Consider the following 25,015-nt stretch of genomic DNA (forward strand, 5'->3'; position numbering starts at 1 on the left):
GGGAAACCTATAATTTCATTTATTCTCTTTTAACTTCATCATTTTAACTTAAAAATAGATAGGCACCACAAAGTATTTGGTGTCTGATCGCAAATATCGTGTAAATACCCCCAAATACACGAACTCCTGAGTGCTATCAGTCGGACCAACAGCATTAGTTTGCTGTTGGTTCTCCCGCAAACTTGTTAGCAAAGGATTGCACAACTTGATAGAAGCTTGTTATAAAAACGCCACTACTCTCAACCAAGCACTCTTATGACAAATCATCACGATACATTTAAAGAATTAATTGAAAGCCGTCGTTCAGTCCGAAAATATGACCAAACAGCACACTTTGATCATCAAGCCGTTGCCAGATCACTGGAGCTTGCAACTCTATCACCAAATAGTTCAAATATGCAGCTTTGGGAATTTCACCGCGTTGTAACCCCTAACCTAAAAGAACAAATTGCGACTTTCTGCATGGGACAAAATGCCGCGAAAACAGCCAGTGAGTTGGTTATTGTTGTTACCACTCCTTATAAATGGCGACAAAGAGCCCAAATGAATGCACAACAGATACGTGAGGCTTTTACCGGACGCGAGGATGCAACGGCAACACGAGCTTTAAAGTATTACGAAAAACTCATACCCTTCATTTATAACAATGATAGATTGGGTTTATTTGGTGCTGGTCGTAAACTATTAAGTGCTATTATCGGATTAAAAAGACCAATGGTTAGAGAAGTAAGTAAACAAGATTTGCGAACATGTTTACATAAAAGTAGCTCTCTTGCCGCGATGACATTTATGACAGCAATGCGAGCAGAAGGGTACGACACATGCCCTATGGAAGGGTTTGATTCAAAAAGAGTAAAACAGATACTACAGTTACCAAAACAGGCAGAAATCACCATGATCATTGGCTGTGGTCTTCGCGCAGAAGACGGTATCTATGGCGAAAGACATCGAGTAAACCACTCTGACGTTATTTTCGAGCATTAGCAGGCTGTTTTGCTTATAATTTCGACAACCACTCGTTTATCCATACCTTATTAGTTATTTTTACTGTAAGGTAGGGTTAAATATGACAAAGAAGTGATGTTATGCCTTTAAATATTGAAACGCTGATTGAACATAAAAACCAATGGATGGCCAGTCATGTTACTGATGCTGAATATCCAACGCCTCAAAGCCTACAAGGTTTAGAAATATATAAAAAATACCAATCGCAACTCATCACTTCCTCTATCGAAGCATGTTCTGACTTCGAATCAAATTTATTGTCATTCTACCCTGTTGATTGTCATCCCTTAACTATTCGCTATTCGATTATTCAAGCAGGACACTGGGAAGATGATGAAGCAAGAGAAATGGCGATCGAATTTTTAACCCAAATTATGTTAGAAAAGACATCTCCTGCTCAGCTTTACGTGGGCTTCTATAAGGGAAAACCTGCAGCGTGTGGCATGATCTACAGTGAAGATGATGATATTGCTCTTATTACAGATGTAAATGCAATTAATATAGAAATACAACAACAGCTTAAAGATGAAATGGTTAACTATTTAGTTTCTCAAGCATCTCATCGTCATACAGACCTATACCTTCAACAGTAATCTGCAGCAACCCATGAATACTGCCATTGTTCTCGATTATAAAGAGTGTGCAGTATTCTTATTTCAAGCTATTCTTCGTTGCTTTAGAATATGAACTTGATCTCCTTTATCTTTAGTGTCCATACTAAGTAATACGTTGATAACAAATTGCACTACGTATTTATAATGGATAATAAAAATGAAAGGAATAATTTTTACTGAATTTATTGATATTGTTGAAGATCAGTTTGGGCTTGCGGTATGTCAACAGATGTTTGATGAAGCAAAAGACGAAGGTATCTATACTGCCGTTGGAAGCTATAAACATACCAGCTTAGTAAAATTAATCTTAGCATTGAGCAAAATTACCAAGATCAATGCAGCAGAGTTACAAGAAAGTTTTGGCTATCTTGTTTTTCCTCGCTTACTGGCTAGTTTACCCATTCAAATTTCGGATGATGACTCTACTTTTTCTTTTATTCAGCGAGTAGAGAATCATATACATACCGAAGTTAAAAAGTTATATCCTGATGCTACACCACCTCGCTTTGAGTTTATCTCCTCCAGCCAAACTTATTTGATATTTGATTATCATTCTGCCCGCTGTATGTCACATGTTTGTCTAGGGTTACTCAAAGGGTGTGCTGAACATTTTAATCAAACGATTGAAATTACAATGACACCTCTAAATTCAACGCAAAGCCATGTCCATTTTGAACTTTGTGTGAGTTAACTATATGGATGATCCATATCTGCAATTATTACAACAAAAAATAAACCGAGAACGTAAAGCTCGAATTGCGGCAGAAAAACTGCTTGAAGAGAAAAGCCTTGAGCTATACGAAGCCAAGAGACTCATTGAAGATTCAGCAGAAAAAATAAAACATCAAGCTAAACTAGATTCACAATTATTAGCCTATCAAACTCAAATGGAGAATCATCTCCTTTACTATTCTCAACTCTTTTTAAAACAAGAGCCGACTCCCAGTATTCTAAACCATTTAGTAGAACAACTAATTGATAATAAATATGTTTCCAGCTGTTGCATCTTCATTAGAGAGGGGTCAGATACCTCTTTAGAAGGGTTATATCAGGCTGGAAATATTGATTTATGGTCATTCCATTCAAACTTAAATATACAAACCAAATATTGGGATCATCAGAACAAAATATTATGGTTATCTTTAACTCATAATCATCAGATTATTGGCCATTTTGCTGCTCAAATATCATCAACAAATGCCTCTTTGAAAACGCTACAACAACATTTGATTTTATTTAAAGAACTACTCTGTTCAGCTCTTGGTAGAAAAATATCTATGAACAATGCTATTTCAGCACAGAAACGAGCTGAAAATTCAGAGCGTAGTACGAGAGACTTTTTGGCTATGATTAATCATGAATTACGCACACCGTTAAATGGCTTACTCGGTGCAGCAGAGTTGTTAGCAGATACGCCATTATCCTCTGAGCAGAAAAAATTACTTGATACCTTAAATAATTCAGGAGAGTTACTACGAGCGATTATTAATGATTTACTTGACTACAGTAAAATCAGTGCTGGGATGCTAGAACTTATAATCAAACCATTTAATCCACGCCAAATTATTAGTAACCTAGCAGATATCATGCGGTATCAAGCACAAGAGAAACAACTATTATTAACTTTAGTTATTGATGACACTGTTCCAAATTCTTTATTGGGAGATGAAGATAGAATTAAGCAAATTTTTGTCAACCTCATTAATAATGCAATTAAATTTACAAGTAGAGGCAGTATTATCCTAAATACAGCATGGCGCGAAAACAAACTTATCTTTCAGGTCAAAGATACAGGAATAGGTATCACAGAAGGACAACAACTAAAGCTCTTTAAGCCTTTTAGTCAAGTTGATATTTCTAGTCAAAGAATTCATGAAGGAACAGGACTCGGTTTAGCTATCTGTAAACAACTTTGTGAATTAATGTCAGGAGAGATAAAGCTAATAAGTATCCCAGAACAAGGCTCTACATTTACGGTTATTTTACCATTACAACTTTGTGATAATCTCTTAGATATCTCTCAACAAACGATTAAACCAACCCTGTTATCTTCTCAAATAAAGGTACTTGTTGTCGAAGATCTCGCGACCAATCAAATGATTATAAAGCTAATGCTAACGAAATTAGGAATAGAACCTAAAATAGTCAATAATGGACAAGAGGCTATCGATATTATTAGTAATACATCATTCGATATCATATTAATGGACTGCCGAATGCCTGTCATGGATGGCTACACAGCGACTCGCTTACTTCGCAATAATGGCTATACAAAACCGATTATTGCATTAACTGCGGGGACAACAACAACAGAAAGAGAAGAATGTCTGACATCAGGAATGGATGATATTTTATGTAAGCCTTATCAGCGCTCAGAGTTACACAAAATGTTGATGAAATGGACTTAATTTAACTCAGAACGTTTTAATAAAAATTTATATCAATAAATACAGCAGTTTAATAAACAAAAAGCCCAGCAGAGACGCTGAGCTTTTATGTTATTAAATCAACTTATCTATCACATATTGCTAGGATCAATTTTAAACGCATCATGACTAAATAACTGGCTCACAATATCTGCTGAGCTTGCCGAATCAGAAAGATCTAAGTCTTGAGCCGTCACATTATCAAGAACAACATGCTGTTCTTTGCCATCATCAGTTGATACCGTTAAATCCACTTTACCCTCATCATTGATATTTGCATCTAAATGGGATAACAGATCGTCCATTTGTGATTTGCTATTGTCATGCAATAGATCACGAAAATCTAACTGATCCTGATCAAGCGTGAAGTCGGTAATAATATCAGGACTACTAGAAGTATTCAGGTCATCATGATGCCATGTAAAGAGGTCATTACCCGCACCTCCCGTTAAAATATCATCTCCACTACCAGCGACGAGAACATCATCACCATCAAAGCCAAATAATGACCCACCTTGGCTATCAGCAGTTAAAATATTACTGTGCTCATCACCAAAATTATTTGATAGCTGTAAGTTACCGCTATTAAGCAAGTTTTCTAACTTATCTCCGTCCGTCATTCCGGTTGGATCTTGACCTAATAAATCAGATTCAGATACCCCGTTTAAGGTAATGGACTGAATTTCATTGTGATCATTATCAAATAGAGTCAATACAGCATTACCGTCTTGCTCAGATAACTGCAACAAATGAAGTAAATCATTCATTGATGCTAAATGACTAGTATCAAGAGCATCACCAAGATCGATCACATCGATTCCAACTTCGAAATCCATAATGGTATCTGCTGCTGCACTACCAGCATGACCTAAATCTGCACTTTCCCATTTAAAGATATCTTTAGCGCGATCACCTGTACCATTTAAATCTCCGCCCCAAAGAATATCATCACCAGCACCGCCTAAAAGAATATCTGATGATTGACCACCAACTAAAATATCGTTACCAGCGCCACCAATAAGAGTAGCTTCTGCACTACTATCAATCACCAAGTTAGCTTCATCTGATGGTGCAGAGCCACCAACTTGACCATTAGAGGTAGCAAGATTATCAACCACAATACCAATATCAATCGGCGCCGATTCTGCCGTAGAACCATCGTTTTCCGTAGAAACAGCAACGATCTCAATTTGATTATTTCCATCTGGCAATCCTGATATATGGGCATCAGCAAGTTGGTCTGGGGTTAATATCCAAACTCCATTCCCCATATCCTGACCAATCGGATTACCATGACCATCAACAATCTTACCTGTTCCCAGATTTCTCAGTTCGACAGATAATGTTTCAGATGCATCAGCTGCCAATACCATCAATCCAAGTAATGGGATCAATGTGCCAGCAGAAGCTCGAACTGATGTCATCTGTGGCAAACTATCACTCAAACTTAATGTAGGTATGTCTGCTTTAGGAGTGACAGTTACAGGTACCTTGCTGGTTGAACTTTGTTCTCCGCCAGAACCAACATTACCACCATCATTGGTTATCATTGTTAATTCATCAGGACCACTGTAGTTTTCATCAGCAGTATAATTAACACCTTGATCAAGCAGCTTATTGATCTCATCCAACGATCCCGAAATAACCAGATTTCCTGAACTATTGCCAGTAACAATAAGTGAACTACCAGCAGGAAGCGTAATATCTAAAATACCATGTCCCACATTTAGGGTTACTGTCATACTATCGCTAGAACCAGATTCACTATAGTCAGGATCTGATACCGAGAGGCCCGAGATAACAGTTGTCGTATCTTCTTGAGCAACAACTTCATTAGGCACCGTGTTTTCTGGTGCATCATTGACCGCCGTTACAGCAATATCGACACGACCAACGTCACTAAGAGGACCACCATCACCACTATTACCCAGATCATCTGCCGTAACAAACATAGTGTCATTACCGTTAAAATCTTGATCGGGTTGATATTCAATGCCATCACTTAATACTTTATTGATGTCATCAACATTGCCAGTAATTACGATTCGCCCTTTACTATCTTGCTGAACAGTTAGACCCGAAAGATCCGTTCCATCAGGGAAACTTAAAGTACCATGGCCAACATTAATACTGATGGTGATATTACCGTCTGGTGTTTCACTTGCATCAACATCAGTCACTTGCAATGATGTAATCACAAGTTTGGTGTCTTCATCAGTTTCTAGTGCATCTGGTACATGAACAACAGGAGCATCATTAACTGGCGTTACATCAACATCAATAACATCTTTAACGGCAATACTGTCATCAGCAACAACACCATTATCAACCGCACGAACATCAATATTGAGCTGACCATCCCAATTATTTTCATTTGCATCACCTGGATGGAAAATAACCTTATCCAATTCACTAGAATCAACTTTAATTATCCATGATCCATCAGGTTGCTTCTCACATGTACCTACAACACCATCAGGTAAACTGAAAGAACTTGAATCAGGGACATTAGTAAAGGTAATTTGCAGTGTTTCTGGGCCATTCTCAGTAACATTACCCGCAGAGCCATCCGTAGTATTGGTGTCATCGTACGCTTTAATATCTAAATTAATAACAATGGCATCATCTTCAGTACCGGAAACATGATCTGTAATATCGCTGTCGATCTTGTCTGCTACTGGCTTAACATCAATAGAAATCGTTGTTGAGTTTTCTGCTGGCTTATCTAAAGAGTCTTCTTTGCTGTATACCACAACATTGATATCCACCTGACCGCTAAAGTCTTTCGGCGGCGTAATACTCAATGAATCCAAATTAAATGATGTTTGACCTGGTGGGATTGAAATTGTCCATACCCCATCACCGTTATTTACTGCACCATCAATAATAAAGCCATCAGGTACATTGGTTAATTTAATGGATAGAATCTGTTCAGAACCATCAATATCCTCAATCGAACCACTAATACCAGCAAGAGAAATTGATGAATCCTCTTGGCCAACAATAACTTTATCCGTTCCCTGCCATACGACTTCATCATTAACAGCAACAACATCAAACGAAACATCAGTCTCAAACGAGCCACTATCTGTTACTGTATTGCCTGATTGGTTAAAGTCAGCTGTATCTGTAATATCGACTTTGACATGAACAGAAACTTCACCACTAAAATCAGGCGCAGGTCTAAACTGAATATTATTAAGTTGATCTGATGATACGGTTAGACTCGATACTAGATTGCCATGGCTATCAACAAAATATCCCATAGAAGGATCCACGGTGACAGTGACACTATTAATAGTTTCCAAACCATCATTTGTTGATGTATCAGAATCTGCCACAGCAACGCTAAGATCAAGTGTAATGTCACCATCCTCATAGGCTATGCCATCGTATTGATGCTGTTCTTCACCTTCAGTTATAGGTTGTTTATTATCATCTAACCCCTCTGTCTTCACAACGGAGATAGAGATATCTGGCGTGTGATCACCCGTTTGAGGATTTGATGGAATATCAACAATCGGATTCACTTCGATTGTCACTTGATCATCAATGGTGTTCACATCACCGCTCTCAGTATCTGTAGTTACATAGCGCATATCTAGATCAAAATCACCAGCAAAATCAGGTGGCAGAATTAATCCAACGCCAGATAAATCAACCGAGCCATCAGCCCCCACAGGAACCTTAAGGACATACTCGCCAGTCTCAAAGTCAAAATGCATACCGGTAATAACAGCGCCATCAGGGAGGCTCGATGCATTTATGACCAAAGTAAACTCATCAAATTTTTGTTGCCCATCATCCGTAGAAACAGAAACAACATTTGCTAATTGTTTACCGAGATCAAGCAGATGATCTTCATCACCTGTCACCACATAATCATGATTGATTTCAATTTCGCCCGCTTCTTCATCAGATGAAGTCGCGTTATTCGAGAAGTCGAGTTTTATGGAATCTTCAAAGATTTTTTCAGAACTCACATCACCTTCACCATTGTCACCTTGATCTTGGACTTTAGCGCTAATGGTTAGATCAAATGAGCCTGTATATCCATCAGGAGCGATGATTTTTAACCCATCCAAAGCAGATTGCGGCACAGTCCAGCTACCATTACCGTTATTAATGCCGCCAACCACAACAAAGCCATCTGGAAGCCCTTCAGGGAAAGTTAGAACAACTTGAGTTACAACCTCATTACTCGAATCATCATCTTCAACAAAGCCAATATGTCCCTGAGAACCATCCCCTGTTGAAAGATCTATAACACCTTTATCTGTTGATGATATGGTATCAACCTCAATAACAGTTCCTTCTCCTGTGCCTGGAACCAATACTCCTAGATGCCCATCATCTTCAACCTTGGAAATAATATTGACATCAATAGTCCCCTCAACCACCTTACTGGCTGAGGCAGATGAATCGACATCATTTTCAGTGACGGTCACATCGGTATGCAGGATCAAGTCAGTATCAGAATCTTCTGGTCCTTTAACTTGTAACGGTTTTCCTTGATTAATGAGAGCAAATTGTTCAGGAGTTAACGTAATAGAACTGCCACCATGAGCAATAAATTGTCCATCAATATACAGATCAAAATCCGCAGGCAGATCTTTAATTGTTAAAGAAGTAACCTGCTCTTTACTATCAGTTAAATTAGGTCTCCAATCAATTGGGGTTAATTCATCTTCATAGCCTGTAGAGTGATTCGTATAATTGGTTGCATCGACAACAGGTTCAATATGGATAATGACATCTTTATCAAATGATTGACTTGCACCATCGTTTTCTGTCACTACAACTCGTACATCAAGATGAATATCTTCAGTACTATTCTCTGGCGGGATAATTGTAATACCACTTAACGAATCTAAGTCCACTTGATAAATCGGATTGCCATCTTCATCTTCACCTGCATACACAAGCGCATAAGGCACACCATCAGGGCCTTTAATCTCAACCCCCTCTGGAATACCAGAAATCACGACGCTAAGCGTCTCCGAACCATCAGTTGCTCCTGTTGCAGGATCAATAATATGCTCACCTGAAACCACATCAAAGTCGAGTTTAACACCGCCTTCTGCGTCTTCTTTGATTGTAGTTTCTAAACCCGCGTTATCTGGTAAAGGTGTCCATTCATCTGGGATATGAGGTGTTAACTCAGGGGCATCAACTACACCAGTTAGAGCGACATCAACATTGCCTGAGCCAATAACCTTAACGTCTTCCAGATCTTGCGGGTTACCATTTTCATCAGTTACTGTAATTGTATCTTTTACAACGCCTTCAACTGTGAAAGTAAAATCGACGTTACTGTCTAGAGGTGGTTGTAGTTGTAGCGAACCAATCTTGTCGTAATCAATCTCATAATAACCATTTGGATCCAAAGCAACAGGCTGACCATCTAAGAACAGTACTGCTCCCTCCGGCAAATTAGAGATACGGATATACAGATGCTCAGATCCGTCAAAATCATCATTTGAAGTTAAATGAATATGAGACGCTAAATCAATTCTCTGATCTTCATCAGCTTCAATACGACTGACTTTTAATACGCCATCATCTGCAACAGGATTAACATTAATGATGATCTCTTTATGGTCAGAGTCGGCGGTATCGTGATTGTCTTTCTCTTCACTTTGAGCATAAACATCTAACTTGATATCACCACTAAAGTTGTCTGCAGGATCAACCTCAATAGTATCAATATCACTTGCTGCAATTTTGTACACACCAGGTGAAACTTCTACTAACCCTTTGCCAACAAGTGTTCCTTCTCCTTCAGTGATTGTAATGAAGTAGAATAAGTTTTCCGATCCATCGTCATCATTAAGTACTGCTTGTAAATCAAGTTGTACATTATCGGCGTCTTCATTCACTGTGTAGTGGTAAACAGAGTTATCATCATCCCATGTTGGAATATCAGCAACACCATCAACAGTAACGGTAAAACTGCCATTCATTTCAGGATGTTTACTACCATCACCATTAACAACTTCAGCTGAAACATTGAAGTCCAAAACACCGTCAATAGTCGAGAAATCTGAATCAGGCTTAAACGTCACACCATCTAAACTGAATGTTCCATCGCCATTATCTTTAAATGCAGCAGAAGGAATCGTCACTTTGCCATCAATAACTGGCAATTCAACCCCATTAAAGAAGAAAGAACCATGCATTGTGCCTGCTGCGGAGATGGTTACTTGTCCAATATGTTCACCACGATCTTGATCGCCCACATCAATTGACATGTTAATATCAACACCGTAATAATCCGATGGGACATTAGCATCATCATGCTGCTGGGCATCTTCATAAACTTGGCTATTTTCAACTTTTAATACTGCATCTTCATCACTGATCTCAATAGTGATAGTGCCGGTTGCAGTATCTCCATCGCCATCGGTCACTTCTACGCCTATATTTTTTATGATCTCTTCTTGGTCGTGATCCAAATCTTTATTAGCGTAGAAATAGGTTTCACCTTCAGCAGTAATCATTAGCTGGCCGAGGACGATATCTCCATCTTTTACTTCATAAACATGATATTGACCATTGACAGGAATATCATCTAATGCGATACGCTGACCATCCACAATTAAGGCTGTAACTTGTGCATCATCTGCACCTTCGTCAGCAATCGTCAACACATCAAATAATGGCGATGTATGGCCTTCTTCCATGGAAAGTGTCACATTATTTACAGAAGGGATATCATCTTCAATCGTTACCGGAATATTTACGGTATTACTCATATCCCCGTCTGAATCAACGGCTTGTACAGGAATATTAATAGTTAATGAATCATCGGTGTCAGTGCCTTCCTGATGATCGATCGCACCTTTTAGCTTAAAGGTGTAGTTACCATCATCGGTAATCTTAATAGTGAAGATAGTCTGTCCCGCAGCCTTACCAATATAGGTATCGTTTTTGGCGTTATAAACCAATGTAATTTGCTGCCCACCGGAGGTTAATACCCCTTTATTAGCTGCATTAAAACTATCAACATCAATAACGAAATCTTTAATATGATCACTACCGCTATCAACCTCTATTTGGCCTTTAGCTGTTTCACCCTTATCACCAGGATTTGACCCTTGGTGATGGTTTTTATCACCATTTAAGGCACTTTCAGAGACCGTAATTGCATCTGCACCAATAATGATTGGGTTATTACCATCGGCAATAGAAACATCAACCACAATATCATTATTGAGATTATCACCATCCGTATCTTGAACTTGAATTGGCACTTCAATATTGATCTTATCGCCATCAGAAGTAACCAAACCATCACCTTTATCACCGGAATGATCTAAAGGTCGCTCTTGTGTAATGGTTACTGTTACATCGACATCATGCCCGTTTGATGATTGCACAGCGTCAATGTCAATCGTTAGTACTGTGTCACCGTTAACAGTTCCAACCAGTTTTCCTGCCCTTTGATCATAGGTAAATGAGATTGCTTGACCATCAGAAGTAAGCTCTCGTTGCAGTTCAGAAACTAATGTAGCAAGCACACCTTTATCAATGGTTACTGTATTTGGATCTAAACGATCCACACCAGATTCAACATGAATTTTTGTACTGCTAGATACTGGATAACCTTGTTCGCCTTCCGATGGTGTTAAATCACCTTCAGTAATACTGATAGAGCCAGATTGCCCGCCTTGAGCGTTATCACCATCATGGCTATTAATAATAATATGCCCTGGCTGACTGATATCTCCATCATCATCTTTGGCAATAACATCAATAACAATATTTTCATTATCGTTAATCGTATCGTCACGTTGATCGATCGGCTGCGTTTGATTGACGACATAATTACCATCAATATCAATAGTAATCGTCATAACTACTGTTGAAGGATCGCCAGCTAACGTAACAGTTAACGTATGACCATCATCACTGATTGTATATGTTGTCGCATGCCCATTACTGGTTAACCCATTAAGACTCGATTGATTATCAGCAAAATAAACATCAGAAATAACATCACTACCAGTATCAACACTAATTTGGCCAGAACCAGAAACGATACCATCATCACCTTCATTCAAAGTAATTGATGAATCGTCGCTAAACGATGGTAGCTGACCATCTTCAATAGTAATCGTCACATCAACAGGTTGATCTAGATTATCACCATCAGAATCATTCATTTGAACAGGAACATGGATACTAATGTCACCATCAGTAACATCAATATATTTACCATCACTATCTAAATGATCTAATGGCGCACTCTGCTCAATAGACATATCAACCGTTACATCACCATTAGCTTGTTGATGGGGCGTTAATGTCACATTAAGTACAGGTAAGCTTCCAGTTTCAGTAACACCAATAATAGTAATATTGCCGGTTGCTGGATCCTGTACAATCATAAAGCTAAGAGCTTGACCACCAGAAGTCAGGGTATTCAACTCGCCTAATAAACCATTAACAACGTTAGGTTCAACATGCATCGAAGTCGCAACCAGTTGATCATTAACAGCATCAACCGTAAATGACCCATTAGAAGCAACAGGATAACCTTTGCCTTGAGCTGGATTTTCTAAATCACCTTCTGTTATTGAAATATTAGCAATAACGTTTTGCCCTGTCGGATTTTGACCGTCTGCAATATTAATGATGACATGACCTTCATTACTCTTATCACCATCCATATCTGTCGCAGTAACACCAAGGTCAAGATGAATTGAATCTCCATCCGCATTGTTTTGATCTAGCGGATGATCTTGTTTCACAGTGTAAGAACCATCATTATTAATCGTGATAGTAAGAACAGGTTCACCAGCATGAGGGCCTTCACTAATAGAAACAATAATCTGATTACCACTAACAAGATAATCTGTTTCCTGCCCATTTGAAGTGAGATCAGCAAGTGATGGCTGCACAGTATTAAAATTCATCTGTGCAATATGATCACTACCTACATCTAAATCAATTGATCCCGTTACCGTTTGACTACCCTCGGTCTCTTTAATATTTGTTCCTGCATCTATACCGAAAGTAGGATTATCACCATCAACAACAGTAATATTAATGTCAGCAGGTTTATCTAGTGGATCTCCATCACTATCAGAAGCTTCAATTGGAACGTTGATCGTGATCTTATCGCCATCAGAACCAATGAACCCTTTACTATCACCTGTATTTGTATGATCTAGGGGTACATTCTGAGTGATTTCAACATTAACATTGACGTTTAAACCTTGTTGAACAGCATTTAATTCAACTGTGATTGCAATCGTGCCATCAGGTAATGTTCCAACAATGCTACCATTGCTATCGATAGTAAATACAATTGGTTGCCCATCAGATGTGACCTCTTGATGAAGCTCATTTAGTAATGCATCAACTTGGGTATGATCAATTTTTACAGATTCAGGTAATAGTCGATCTTCTCCAGCAATAATGACCAGGTTGCCTGTTTGTTGAACTGGATACCCGGTTCCTGCTCCATTCGGTTCTAAATCACCTTCAACGACTTCAATTGAAATTGATTCACCTCCAGAAGCATTAGAACCATCAGTAACTTTAATCGTGATAGTTCCTTGCGCACTATCACCGTCTTTATCTGTCACTGTAATATCAAGCGGTAAATCAACAATATTATTAATATCTTGATCTAATGAACCGGTTATCTTAGCGCTATAACTACCATCTGCATTAATCGTCACTTCAAGAACGGTATTGCCTTGACTATCAACCAGAGTTAAGACATTTTCATGGGTGCTTACCGTTACGGGTTGACCATTACTGGTGATACCATCAAGATGTGGCTGATTGTCATTAAAGTGAATGCTAGCAACCTCATCACTGCCCACATCCACACTGATGTGACCGGCTAGGATTTTACCCTCATCCGTTTCTTCATTAATCTCAATGCCTGTGTCATCACCAAATGATGGTTGCACACCATCTTTAATATCGACCGTTACATTAGCGGCATTGCCCAATGGATCACCATCGGTATCTGTTGCCTGAATTGGCAAATCAATACTGATATTGCCATCAGAAACCGAAACCATTCCCTCACTGTTACCTGATGGATTGTGATCTAATGGTCGACTCTGTTCCACTTCAACCGTGACTTTGACATCTTGACCGTCTTGAATCGCGGTCAATGTAATGGTTAAGGCTACCTCACCGTTTGGTAATTGACCTGTTAATACGCCATTAACATAAGTGAAGGTTAAGCTTTCACCATTTGACGTGACCTCGGTAGATAATTCATTTAATAGTGTATTAATTTGAGTTTTATCAAGAGTCACAGAAGTCGGGTCGAGACGATCTTCTCCGGCATGTAAGGTGATCTCGGTCTTTGCTGTTACTGGGTAGTCGTTTGGCACTAAATCCGGCTCAATAACTTCAACCTTGCCCGTTTCGCCACCGGCTGCATTACTACCATCGGTGATGGTGATGTTCGCCACACCTGAGGTGCTGTCACCATCAAAGTCGGTCGCCGTCACATTCAAATCCAAATCAATGGATTCACTGTCGCCTTGGTCCAATGGTCCTGTTACTTTTACTTCGTAACTGCCATCTTTCGCAATTGTCACCGTCAGTACCGGCTGACCTTGTGCGTCCAGCACGGTTAAGCTGTTACCATTAACTTCAACGGTTGTTGGCTCACCATTTGAGGTTAGCCCCACTAAACTTGGTTGGCTTTCATCAAAAGTCAGTGAGTCAATCGCATCTGAGCCCACATCCAATGGCACTTCACCGTGGATCACTTGGCCTTTTTCTGTGCTTTCATTGATGGTGACACCAGAATCGGTACCAAAGCTTGGGTTTTGACCATCTACAATCGTGATATCGACGTTAGCACTGTTTTCTAATGCGTCACCATCGGTATCTTGCGCCTGCACCGGTACAGAGATTTCAATGTTATCCCCTTGTGAATGCACAAAGCCGTCACCATCGCCACGGTTGGTGTGATCAAGCGGCACGTTCTGCTCGATATCGACCGTGACTTTGATGTCTTGTCCATCTTGCACCGCACTTAGGCTTACGGTGATCGCAACCGTGCCATCAGGCAGAGTGCCCACAATATTACCATGGCTGTCTAAGGCAAAGGTCAATGCTTGACCACCAGAGGTTAGCTCAGCTGACAGCTCTTGTAATAAGGCTTGTGTTTGTGCTGGGTCTACCTGCACGCTATCTGGCACTAAGCAGTCTTCGCCTGCGGCAATCACAAACGAGCCTGATTGGCTCACAGGATAAGTACTTGGATCACCCGTTGCTGCGCCGTTGGTGTCTAAATCACCTTCGGTAATGGTAATAGCGATCTCTTCACCACCGGCTGCATCGCTGCCATCAGTGATGGTGATGTTTGCTACACCTGAGGTACTGTCACCATCAAAGTCAGTCGCTGTCACATTCAAATCCAAATCAATGGATTCACTGTCGCCTTGGTCCAATGGTCCGGTTACTTTTACTTCGTAACTGCCGTCTTTCGCAATTGTCACCGTCAGTACCGGCTGACCTTGTGCGTCCAATACCGTTAGACTGTTGCCATTAACTTCAACGGTTGTTGGCTCACCATTTGAGGTTAGCCCCACCAAACTTGGTTGGCTTTCATCAAAAGTCAGTGAGTCAATCGCATCTGAGCCCACATCCAATGGCACTTCACCGTGGATCACTTGGCCTTTTTCTGTGCTTTCATTGATGGTAACACCATAATCGATACCAAAACTTGGGTTTTGACCATCAACAATCGTGATATCAACGTTAGCACTGTTTTCTAATGCGTCGCCATCGGTATCTTGCGCCTGCACCGGTACAGAGATTTCAATGTTATCCCCTTGAGAATGCACAAAGCCGTCACCATCACCACGGTTGGTGTGATCAAGCGGCACGTTCTGCTCGATATCGACTGTGACTTTGATGTCTTGCCCATCTTGCACCGCACTTAGGCTCACGGTGATCGCAACCGTACCATCTGGCAGAGTGCCGACAATGTTACCGTTACTGTCTAAGGCAAAGGTCAATGCTTGACCACCAGAGGTCAACTCAGCAGAGAGCTCTTGTAATAAGGCTTGTGTTTGCGCTGGATCGACCTGCACACTGCTTGGTACTAAGCGGTCTTCGCCTGCGGCAATCACAAACGAGCCTGATTGGTTCACAGGATAAGTACTTGGATCACCCGGTGCTGCGCCGTTGGTGTCTAAATCACCTTCGGTAATAGTAATAGCGATCTCTTCGCCACCGGCTGCATCGCTGCCATCAGTGATGGTGATGTTTGCTACACCTGAGGTGCTGTCACCATCAAAGTCAGTCGCCGTCACATTCAAATCCAAATCAATGGATTCACTGTCGCCTTGGTCCAATGGTCCGGTTACTTTTACTTCGTAACTGCCATCTTTCGCAATTGTCACCGTCAGTACCGGCTGACCTTGTGCGTCTAGCACGGTTAAGCTGTTGCCATTGACTTCAACAGTTGTTGGCTCACCATTAGAGGTTAGTCCCACCAGACTTGGTTGGCTTTCATCAAAAGTCAGTGAGTCAATCGCATCTGAGCCCACATCCAATGGCACTTCACCGTGGATCACTTGGCCTTTTTCTGTGCTTTCATTGATGGTGACACCAGAATCGGTACCAAAGCTTGGGTTTTGACCATCTACAATCGTGATATCGACGTTAGCACTGTTTTCTAATGCGTCACCATCGGTATCTTGCGCCTGCACCGGTACAGAGATTTCAATGTTATCCCCTTGAGAATGCACAAAGCCGTCACCATCACCACGGTTGGTGTGATCAAGCGGCATGTTTTGCTCGATATCGACTGTGACTTTGATGTCTTGCCCATCTTGCACCGCACTTAGGCTCACGGTGATCGCAACCGTACCATCTGGCAGAGTGCCGACAATGTTACCGTTACTGTCTAAGGCAAAGGTCAATGCTTGACCGCCAGAGGTCAACTCAGCAGAGAGCTCTTGTAATAAGGCTTGTGTTTGCGCTGGATCGACCTGCACACTGCTTGGTACTAAGCGGTCTTCGCCTGCGGCAATCACAAACGAGCCTGATTGGTTCACAGGATAAGTACTTGGATCACCCGGTGCTGCGCCGTTGGTGTCTAAATCACCTTCGGTAATAGTAATAGCGATCTCTTCGCCACCGGCTGCATCGCTGCCATCAGTGATGGTGATGTTTGCTACACCTGAGGTGCTGTCACCATCAAAGTCAGTCGCCGTCACATTCAAATCCAAATCAATGGATTCACTGTCGCCTTGGTCCAATGGTCCGGTTACTTTTACTTCGTAACTGCCATCTTTCGCAATTGTCACCGTCAGTACCGGCTGACCTTGTGCGTCTAGCACGGTTAAGCTGTTGCCATTGACTTCAACGGTTGTTGGCTCACCATTAGAGGTTAGTCCCACCAGACTTGGTTGGCTTTCATCAAAAGTCAGTGAGTCAATCGCATCTGAGCCCACATCCAATGGCACTTCACCGTGGATCACTTGGCCTTTTTCTGTGCTTTCATTGATGGTGACACCAGAATCGGTACCAAAGCTTGGGTTTTGACCATCTACAATCGTGATATCGACGTTAGCACTGTTTTCTAATGCGTCGCCATCTGTATCTTGCGCCTGCACCGGTACAGAGATTTCAATGTTATCCCCTTGAGAATGAACAAAGCCGTCACCATCGCCACGGTTGGTGTGATCAAGCGGCACATTCTGCTCGATATCGACTGTGACTTTGATGTCTTGCCCATCTTGCACCGCACTTAGGCTCACGGTGATCGCAACCGTGCCATCTGGCAGAGTGCCGATAATGTTACCGTTACTGTCGAGAGTAAAATTGAGCGATTGACCACCGGAGGTTAGCTCAGCTGACAGCTCTTGTAATAAGGCTTGTGTTTGCGCTGGATCTACCTGCACGCTATCTGGCACTAAGCGGTCTTCGCCTGCGGTAATCACAAACGAGCCTGATTGGCTCACAGGATAGGTCGTTGGATCACCCGTGGCTGCGCCGTTGGTGTCTAAATCACCTTCGGTAATGGTAATAGCGATCTCTTCACCACCGGCTGCATCATTGCCATCAGTGATGGTGATGTTCGCCACACCTGAGGTGCTGTCACCATCAAAGTCAGTCGCCGTCACATTCAAATCCAGATCAATGGATTCACTGTCGCCTTGGTCCAATGGTCCGGTTACTTTTACTTCGTAACTGCCGTCTTTCGCAATTGTCACCGTCAGTACCGGCTGACCTTGTGCGTCTAGCACGGTTAAGCTGTTGCCATTGACTTCAACAGTTGTTGGCTCACCATTTGAGGTTAGCCCCACCAAACTTGGTTGACTTTCATCAAAAGTCAGTGAGTCAATCGCATCTGAGCCCACATCCAGCGGCACTTCACCGTGGATCACTTGGCCTTTTTCAGTGCTTTCATTGATGGTGACACCAGAATCGGTACCAAAGCTTGGGTTTTGACCATCTACAATCGTGATATCGACGTTAGCACTGTTTTCTAATGCGTCGCCATCGGTATCTTGCGCCTGCACCGGTACAGAGATTTCAATGTTATCCCCTTGAGAATGCACAAAACCGTCACCATCACCACGGTTGGTGTGATCAAGCGGCACGTTCTGCTCGATATCGACTGTGACTTTGATGTCTTGTCCATCTTGCACCGCACTTAGGCTTACGGTGATCGCAACCGTGCCATCTGGCAGAGTACCAACAATGTTACCGTTACTGTCGAGAGTAAAATTGAGCGATTGACCACCAGAGGTCAGCTCAGCTGACAGCTCTTGTAATAAGGCTTGTGTTTGTGCTGGGTCTACCTGCACGCTATCTGGTACTAAGCGGTCTTCGCCTGCGGTAATCACAAACGAGCCTGATTGGCTCACAGGATAGGTCGTTGGATCACCCGGTGCTGCGCCGTTGGTGTCTAAATCACCTTCGGTAATAGTAATAGCGATCTCTTCGCCACCGGCTGCATCGCTGCCATCAGTGATGGTGATGTTCGCCACACCTGAGGTGCTGTCACCATCAAAGTCGGTCGCTGTCACATTCAAATCCAAATCAATGGATGCACTGTCGCCTTGGTCCAGCGGCCCGGTTACTTTCACTTCGTAACTGCCGTCTTTCGCAATTGTCACCGTCAGTACCGGCTGACCTTGAGAGTCCAGCACGGTTAAGCTGTTGCCATTGACTTCAACAGTTGTTGGCTCACCATTTGAGGTTAGCCCCACTAAACCTGGTTGGCTTTCATCAAAAGTCAGTGAGTCAATCGCATCTGAGCCCACATCCAGCGGCACTTCACCGTGGATCACTTGGCCTTTTTCTGTGCTTTCATTGATGGTGACACCAGAATCGGTACCAAAGCTTGGGTTTTGACCATCTACAATCGTGATATCAACATTGGCACTGTTTTCTAATGCGTCACCATCGGTATCTTGCGCCTGCACCGGTACAGAGATTTCAATGTTATCCCCTTGTGAATGCACAAAGCCGTCACCATCACCACGGTTGGTGTGATCAAGCGGCACGTTCTGCTCGATATCGACCGTGACTTTGATGTCTTGTCCATCTTGCACCGCACTTAGGCTCACAGTGATCGCAACCGTGCCATCTGGCAGAGTGCCAACAATGTTACCGTTACTGTCTAGGGTAAAGGTAAGCACTTGACCACCAGAGGTTAACTCAGCTGACAGCTCTTGTAATAAGGCTTGTGTTTGTGCGGGGTCTACCTGCACGCTATCTGGCACTAAGCGGTCTTCGCCTGCGGTAATCACAAACGAGCCTGATTGGCTCACAGGATAAGTACTTGGATCACCCGGTGCTGCGCCGTTGGTGTCTAAATCACCTTCGGTAATGGTAATAGCGATCTCTTCGCCACCGACTGTATCGCGGCCATCAGTGATGGTGATGTTTGCTACACCTGAGGTGCTGTCACCGTCAAAGTCAGTCGCTGTCACATTCAAATCCAAATCAATGGATTCACTGTCGCCTTGGTCCAATGGTCCGGTTACTTTTACTTCGTAACTGCCGTCTTTCGCAATTGTCACCGTCAGTAGCGGCTGACCTTGTGCGTCCAATACCGTTAGACTGTTGCCATTAACTTCAACGGTTGTTGGCTCACCATTTGAGGTTAGCCCCACCAAACTTGGTTGACTTTCATCAAAAGTCAGTGAGTTAACCGCATCGGAGCCCACATCCAGCGGCACTTCACCGTGGATCACTTGGCCTTTTTCAGTGCTTTCATTGATGGTAACACCAGAATCGGTACTAAAGCTTGGGTTTTGACCATCAACAATCGTGATATCAACATTGGCACTGTTTTCTAATGCGTCACCATCGGTATCTTGCGCCTGCACCGGTACAGAGATTTCAATGTTATCCCCTTGAGAATGCACAAAACCATCACTGTCCCCCTTGTTGGTATGATCAAGCGGCACATTCTGCTCGATATCGACTGTGACTTTGATGTCTTGTCCATCTTGCACCGCACTTAGGCTCACGGTGATCGCAACCGTGCCATCTGGCAGAGTACTAACAATGTTACCGTTACTGTCGAGAGTAAAATTGAGCGATTGACCGCCAGAGGTTAGCTCAGTTGACAGCTCTTGTAATAGGGCTTGCGTTTGTGCTGGGTCTACCTGCACGCTATCTGGTACTAAACGGTCTTCGCCAGCGGTAATCACAAACGAGCCTGATTGGCTCACAGGATAGGTCGTTGGATCACCCGTTGCTGCGCCGTTGGTGTCTAAATCACCTTCAGTAATAGTGATAGCGATCTCTTCACCACCGACGGCATCACTACCATCGGTGATGGTAATTTCTATGGTTCCTTGCGCACTGTCACCATCTTTATCTGTCACTGTAATATCAAGCGGTAAATCAACAATATTATTAATATCTTGATCTAATGAACCGGTTATCTTAGCGCTATAACTACCATCTGCATTAATCGTCACTTCAAGAACGGTATTGCCTTGACTATCAACCAGAGTTAAGACATTTTCATGGGTGCTTACCGTTACGGGTTGACCATTACTGGTGATACCATCAAGATGTGGCTGATTGTCATTAAAGTGAATACTAGCAACCTCATCACTGCCCACATCCACACTGATGTGACCGGCTAGGATTTTACCCTCATCCGTTTCTTCATTAATCTCAATGCCTGTGTCATCACCAAATGATGGTTGCACACCATCTTTAATATCGACCGTTACATTAGCGGCATTGCCCAATGGATCACCATCGGTATCTTTTGCCTGAATTGGCAAATCAATACTGATATTGCCATCAGAAACCGAAACCATTCCCTCACTGTTACCTGATGGATTGTGATCTAATGGTCGACTCTGTTCCACTTCAACCGTGACTTTGACATCTTGACCGTCTTGAATCGCGGTCAATGTAATGGTTAAGGCTACCTCACCGTTTGGTAATTGACCTGTTAATACGCCATTAACATAAGTGAAGGTTAAGCTTTCACCATTTGACGTGACCTCGGTAGATAATTCATTTAATAGTGTATTAATTTGAGTTTTATCAAGAGTCACAGAAGTCGGGTCGAGACGATCTTCTCCGGCATGTAAGGTGATCTCGGTCTTTGCTGTTACTGGGTAGTCGTTTGGCACTAAATCCGGCTCAATAACTTCAACCTTGCCCGTTTCGCCACCGGCTGCATTACTACCATCGGTGATGGTGATGTTCGCCACACCTGAGGTGCTGTCACCATCAAAGTCGGTCGCCGTCACATTCAAATCCAAATCAATGGATTCACTGTCGCCTTGGTCCAATGGTCCTGTTACTTTTACTTCGTAACTGCCATCTTTCGCAATTGTCACCGTCAGTACTGGCTGACCTTGAGAGTCCAGCACGGTTAAGCTGTTGCCGTTAACTTCAACAGTTGTTGGCTCACCATTTGAGGTTAACCCCACTAAACTTGGTTGGTTTTCATCAAAAGTCAGTGAGTCAATCGCATCTGAGCCCACATCCAGCGGTACTTCACCGTAGATCACTTGGCCTTTTTCAGTGCTTTCATTGATGGTGACACCAGAATCGGTACCAAAGCTTGGGTTTTGACCATCTACAATCGTGATATCGACGTTAGCACTGTTTTCTAATGCGTCGCCATCGGTATCTTGCGCCTGCACCGGTACAGAGATTTCAATGTTATCCCCTTGAGAATGCACAAAGCCGTCACCATCGCCACGGTTGGTGTGATCAAGCGGCACGTTCTGCTCAATATCGACCGTAACTTTGATATCTTGTCCATCTTGCACCGCACTTAGGCTTACGGTGATCGCAACCGTGCCATCTGGCAGAGTGCCAACAATGTTACCGTTACTGTCGAGAGTAAAATTGAGCGATTGACCGCCAGAGGTCAGCTCAGCTGACAGCTCTTGTAATAAAGCTTGCGTTTGTGCTGGGTCTACCTGCACGCTATCTGGCACTAAGCGGTCTTCGCCTGCGGTAATCACAAACGAGCCTGATTGGCTCACAGGATAGGTCGTTGGATCACCCTTTGCTGCGCCGTTGGTGTCTAAATCACCTTCGGTAATGGTAATAGTGATCTCTTCGCCACCGGCTGCATCGCTGCCATCAGTAATGGTGATGTTTGCTACACCTGAGGTGCTGTCACCATCAAAATCGGTTGCTGTCACATTCAAATCCAAATCAATGGATTCACTGTCGCCTTGGTCCAATGGTCCAGTTACTTTTACTTCGTAACTGCCATCTTTCGCAATTGTCACCGTCAGTACCGGCTGACCTTGTGCGTCCAATACCGTTAGACTGTTGCCATTAACGTCAACGGTTGTTGGCTCACCATTTGAGGTTAGCCCCACCAAACTTGGTTGACTTTCATCAAAAGTCAGTGAGTTAATCGCATCTGAGCCCACATCCAGCGGCACTTCACCGTGGATCACTTGGCCTTTTTCAGTGCTTTCATTGATGGTGACACCAGAATCGATACCAAAGCTTGGGTTTTGACCATCTACAATCGTGATATCGACGTTAGCACTGTTTTCTAATGCGTCGCCATCGGTATCTTGCGCCTGCACCGGTACAGAGATTTCAATGTTATCCCCTTGAGAATGCACAAAACCGTCACCATCGCCACGGTTGGTGTGATCAAGCGGCACGTTCTGCTCGATATCGACTGTGACTTTGATGTCTTGTCCATCTTGCACCGCACTTAGGCTTACGGTGATCGCAACCGTGCCATCTGGCAGAGTACCAACAATGTTACCGTTACTGTCGAGAGTAAAATTGAGCGATTGACCACCAGAGGTCAGCTCAGCTGACAGCTCTTGTAATAAGGCTTGTGTTTGTGCTGGGTCTACCTGCACGCTATCTGGTACTAAGCGGTCTTCGCCTGCGGTAATCACAAACGAGCCTGATTGGCTCACAGGATAAGTACTTGGATCACCCGGTGCTGCGCCGTTGGTGTCTAAATCACCTTCGGTAATAGTAATAGCGATCTCTTCGCCACCGGCTGCATCGCGGCCATCAGTGATGGTGATGTTTGCTACACCTGAGGTGCTGTCACCATCAAAGTCAGTCGCCGTCACATTCAAATCCAAATCAATGGATTCACTGTCGCCTTGGTCCAGCGGCCCAGTTACTTTTACTTCGTAACTGCCATCTTTCGCAATTGTCACCGTCAGTACCGGCTGACCTTGTGCGTCCAGCACGATTAAGCTGTTGCCATTGACTTCAACGGTTGTTGGCTCACCATTAGAGGTTAGTCCCACCAGACTTGGTTGGCTTTCATCAAAAGTCAGTGAGTCAATCGCATCTGAGCCCACATCCAATGGCACTTCACCGTGGATCACTTGGCCTTTTTCTGTGCTTTCATTGATGGTGACACCAGAATCGGTACCAAAGCTTGGGTTTTGACCATCTACAATTGTTACATCTGTGTTGATTGGATTATCTATCTCGTTACCACTTGTATCTGCTCCTGTGATATCAAAATTGATATGTATTTGATCACCAGAACTAGTAACTACGCCATTTGAATCACTTGAGTTATGATCAATAGGTGCATGAATGGTTGTGATAACTTCAATATCAGCATTGTTATCATGCGTACCAACACCTTTAATCTCTATAGTTAAGATTATTTGGCCATTCTGAGTGCCAAAAATAGAATTTGAATTTGAATCAAATATGAATAGAACAGGTTGATCACCAGAGCGAATATCTGATGATAATTCATTTAGTAATGAAGCGAGGGAAGATGGTGTAAATGTAAATGAATCGGGATCGAGAGGAAGAGAACCTGCTTCTATTGTAATTATTTGAGATGTGGATACTGGGTAAGAATGATCACTTAAATCCCCTTCTGTTACTTGTAAAGAGATTTGCTCTCCACCTTCAGCAATTACTATTGCTAGTGGCTCTTCAACACTTTGTTGAGATGACGGATCATACGATGTATCAAATCCGGCTTCAGCAAGCATGGAATCATTATCATAATCAATCGTAATAAATCGCCCAATTGCAGAGCCTGCTAAAACGATACCCGCAGCAGGTGCTTCTTGTGTTTGAGTCGGATCTTCTCCTGATAATATTGCATTTTGAATTGCAGCTATTTCATCGGCTGAGACATTACCTTCTAGCAATTCTGATAAATTTAATTGAGCATTTTCCGGTAATTGCTGTTCTATTATTTGATCATTATTATTAACAGCGATACATGATATGCAATCATCTGAAAAAGCAGACGATTCTGAATCAAACTCATCAACTAAGACTGCTTGAGTATTTTTATCAAGCAATAAAATTTCATCTTCCGTTAAGGCATGTTTATCTGCTACTCGTACAATTTTGCCACTAGCAGATAGTATAAATGCTTCACCATTTTGAATTTTGACTACTTTATTTAGATTTTCCATTCTACCACCAGTAAATGCCATAGAGGTATAATTATTCCTAATTAGAATAATTTATCGTTATAATAAGTTTTACTAATCGATGATAATAACGTGAACT

Annotated in this window: 5 protein-coding genes; 4 read left to right on the forward strand and 1 reads right to left on the reverse strand. The window is 42.4% G+C overall.

What is annotated here, in order from left to right; genetic code table 11:
• The first annotated feature begins 255 nt into the window (after window positions 1-255).
• The 4 genes from WAX86_RS17935 to WAX86_RS17950 all read left to right on the forward strand — a co-directional run bounded on the left by WAX86_RS17935 (window position 256) and on the right by WAX86_RS17950 (window position 4,027).
• Entirely contained in the window at window positions 256-984 is a 729-nt protein-coding gene (locus WAX86_RS17935; protein ID WP_106224231.1) for a nitroreductase family protein, read from the forward strand.
• Window positions 985-1,085: 101 nt separating this feature from the next.
• Window positions 1,086-1,598, forward strand: coding sequence for a hypothetical protein (locus WAX86_RS17940; RefSeq protein ID WP_044177888.1), 513 nt, complete (start codon window positions 1,086-1,088; stop codon window positions 1,596-1,598).
• A gap of 178 nt (window positions 1,599-1,776) precedes the next feature.
• Window positions 1,777-2,310: a heme NO-binding domain-containing protein gene (locus WAX86_RS17945; RefSeq protein ID WP_065171977.1), complete on the forward strand. Its 534-nt coding sequence runs from the start codon at window positions 1,777-1,779 to the stop codon at window positions 2,308-2,310.
• Between the two features lie 4 nt (window positions 2,311-2,314).
• Window positions 2,315-4,027 carry an ATP-binding protein gene (locus WAX86_RS17950; RefSeq protein WP_341489425.1) on the forward strand — a complete coding sequence of 571 codons (1,713 nt, stop codon included), beginning with the start codon at window positions 2,315-2,317 and terminating at the stop codon, window positions 4,025-4,027.
• Window positions 4,028-4,137: 110 nt separating this feature from the next.
• Here the strand turns inward: WAX86_RS17950 and WAX86_RS17955 are convergent, their stop codons facing one another.
• Window positions 4,138-24,918 carry a retention module-containing protein gene (locus WAX86_RS17955; protein ID WP_341489426.1) on the reverse strand — a complete coding sequence of 6,927 codons (20,781 nt, stop codon included), beginning with the start codon at window positions 24,916-24,918 and terminating at the stop codon, window positions 4,138-4,140.
• Window positions 24,919-25,015: the final 97 nt, after the last annotated feature.

Source organism: Photobacterium damselae subsp. damselae (assembly GCF_038086725.1).
Lineage (GTDB): Bacteria > Pseudomonadota > Gammaproteobacteria > Enterobacterales > Vibrionaceae > Photobacterium > Photobacterium damselae.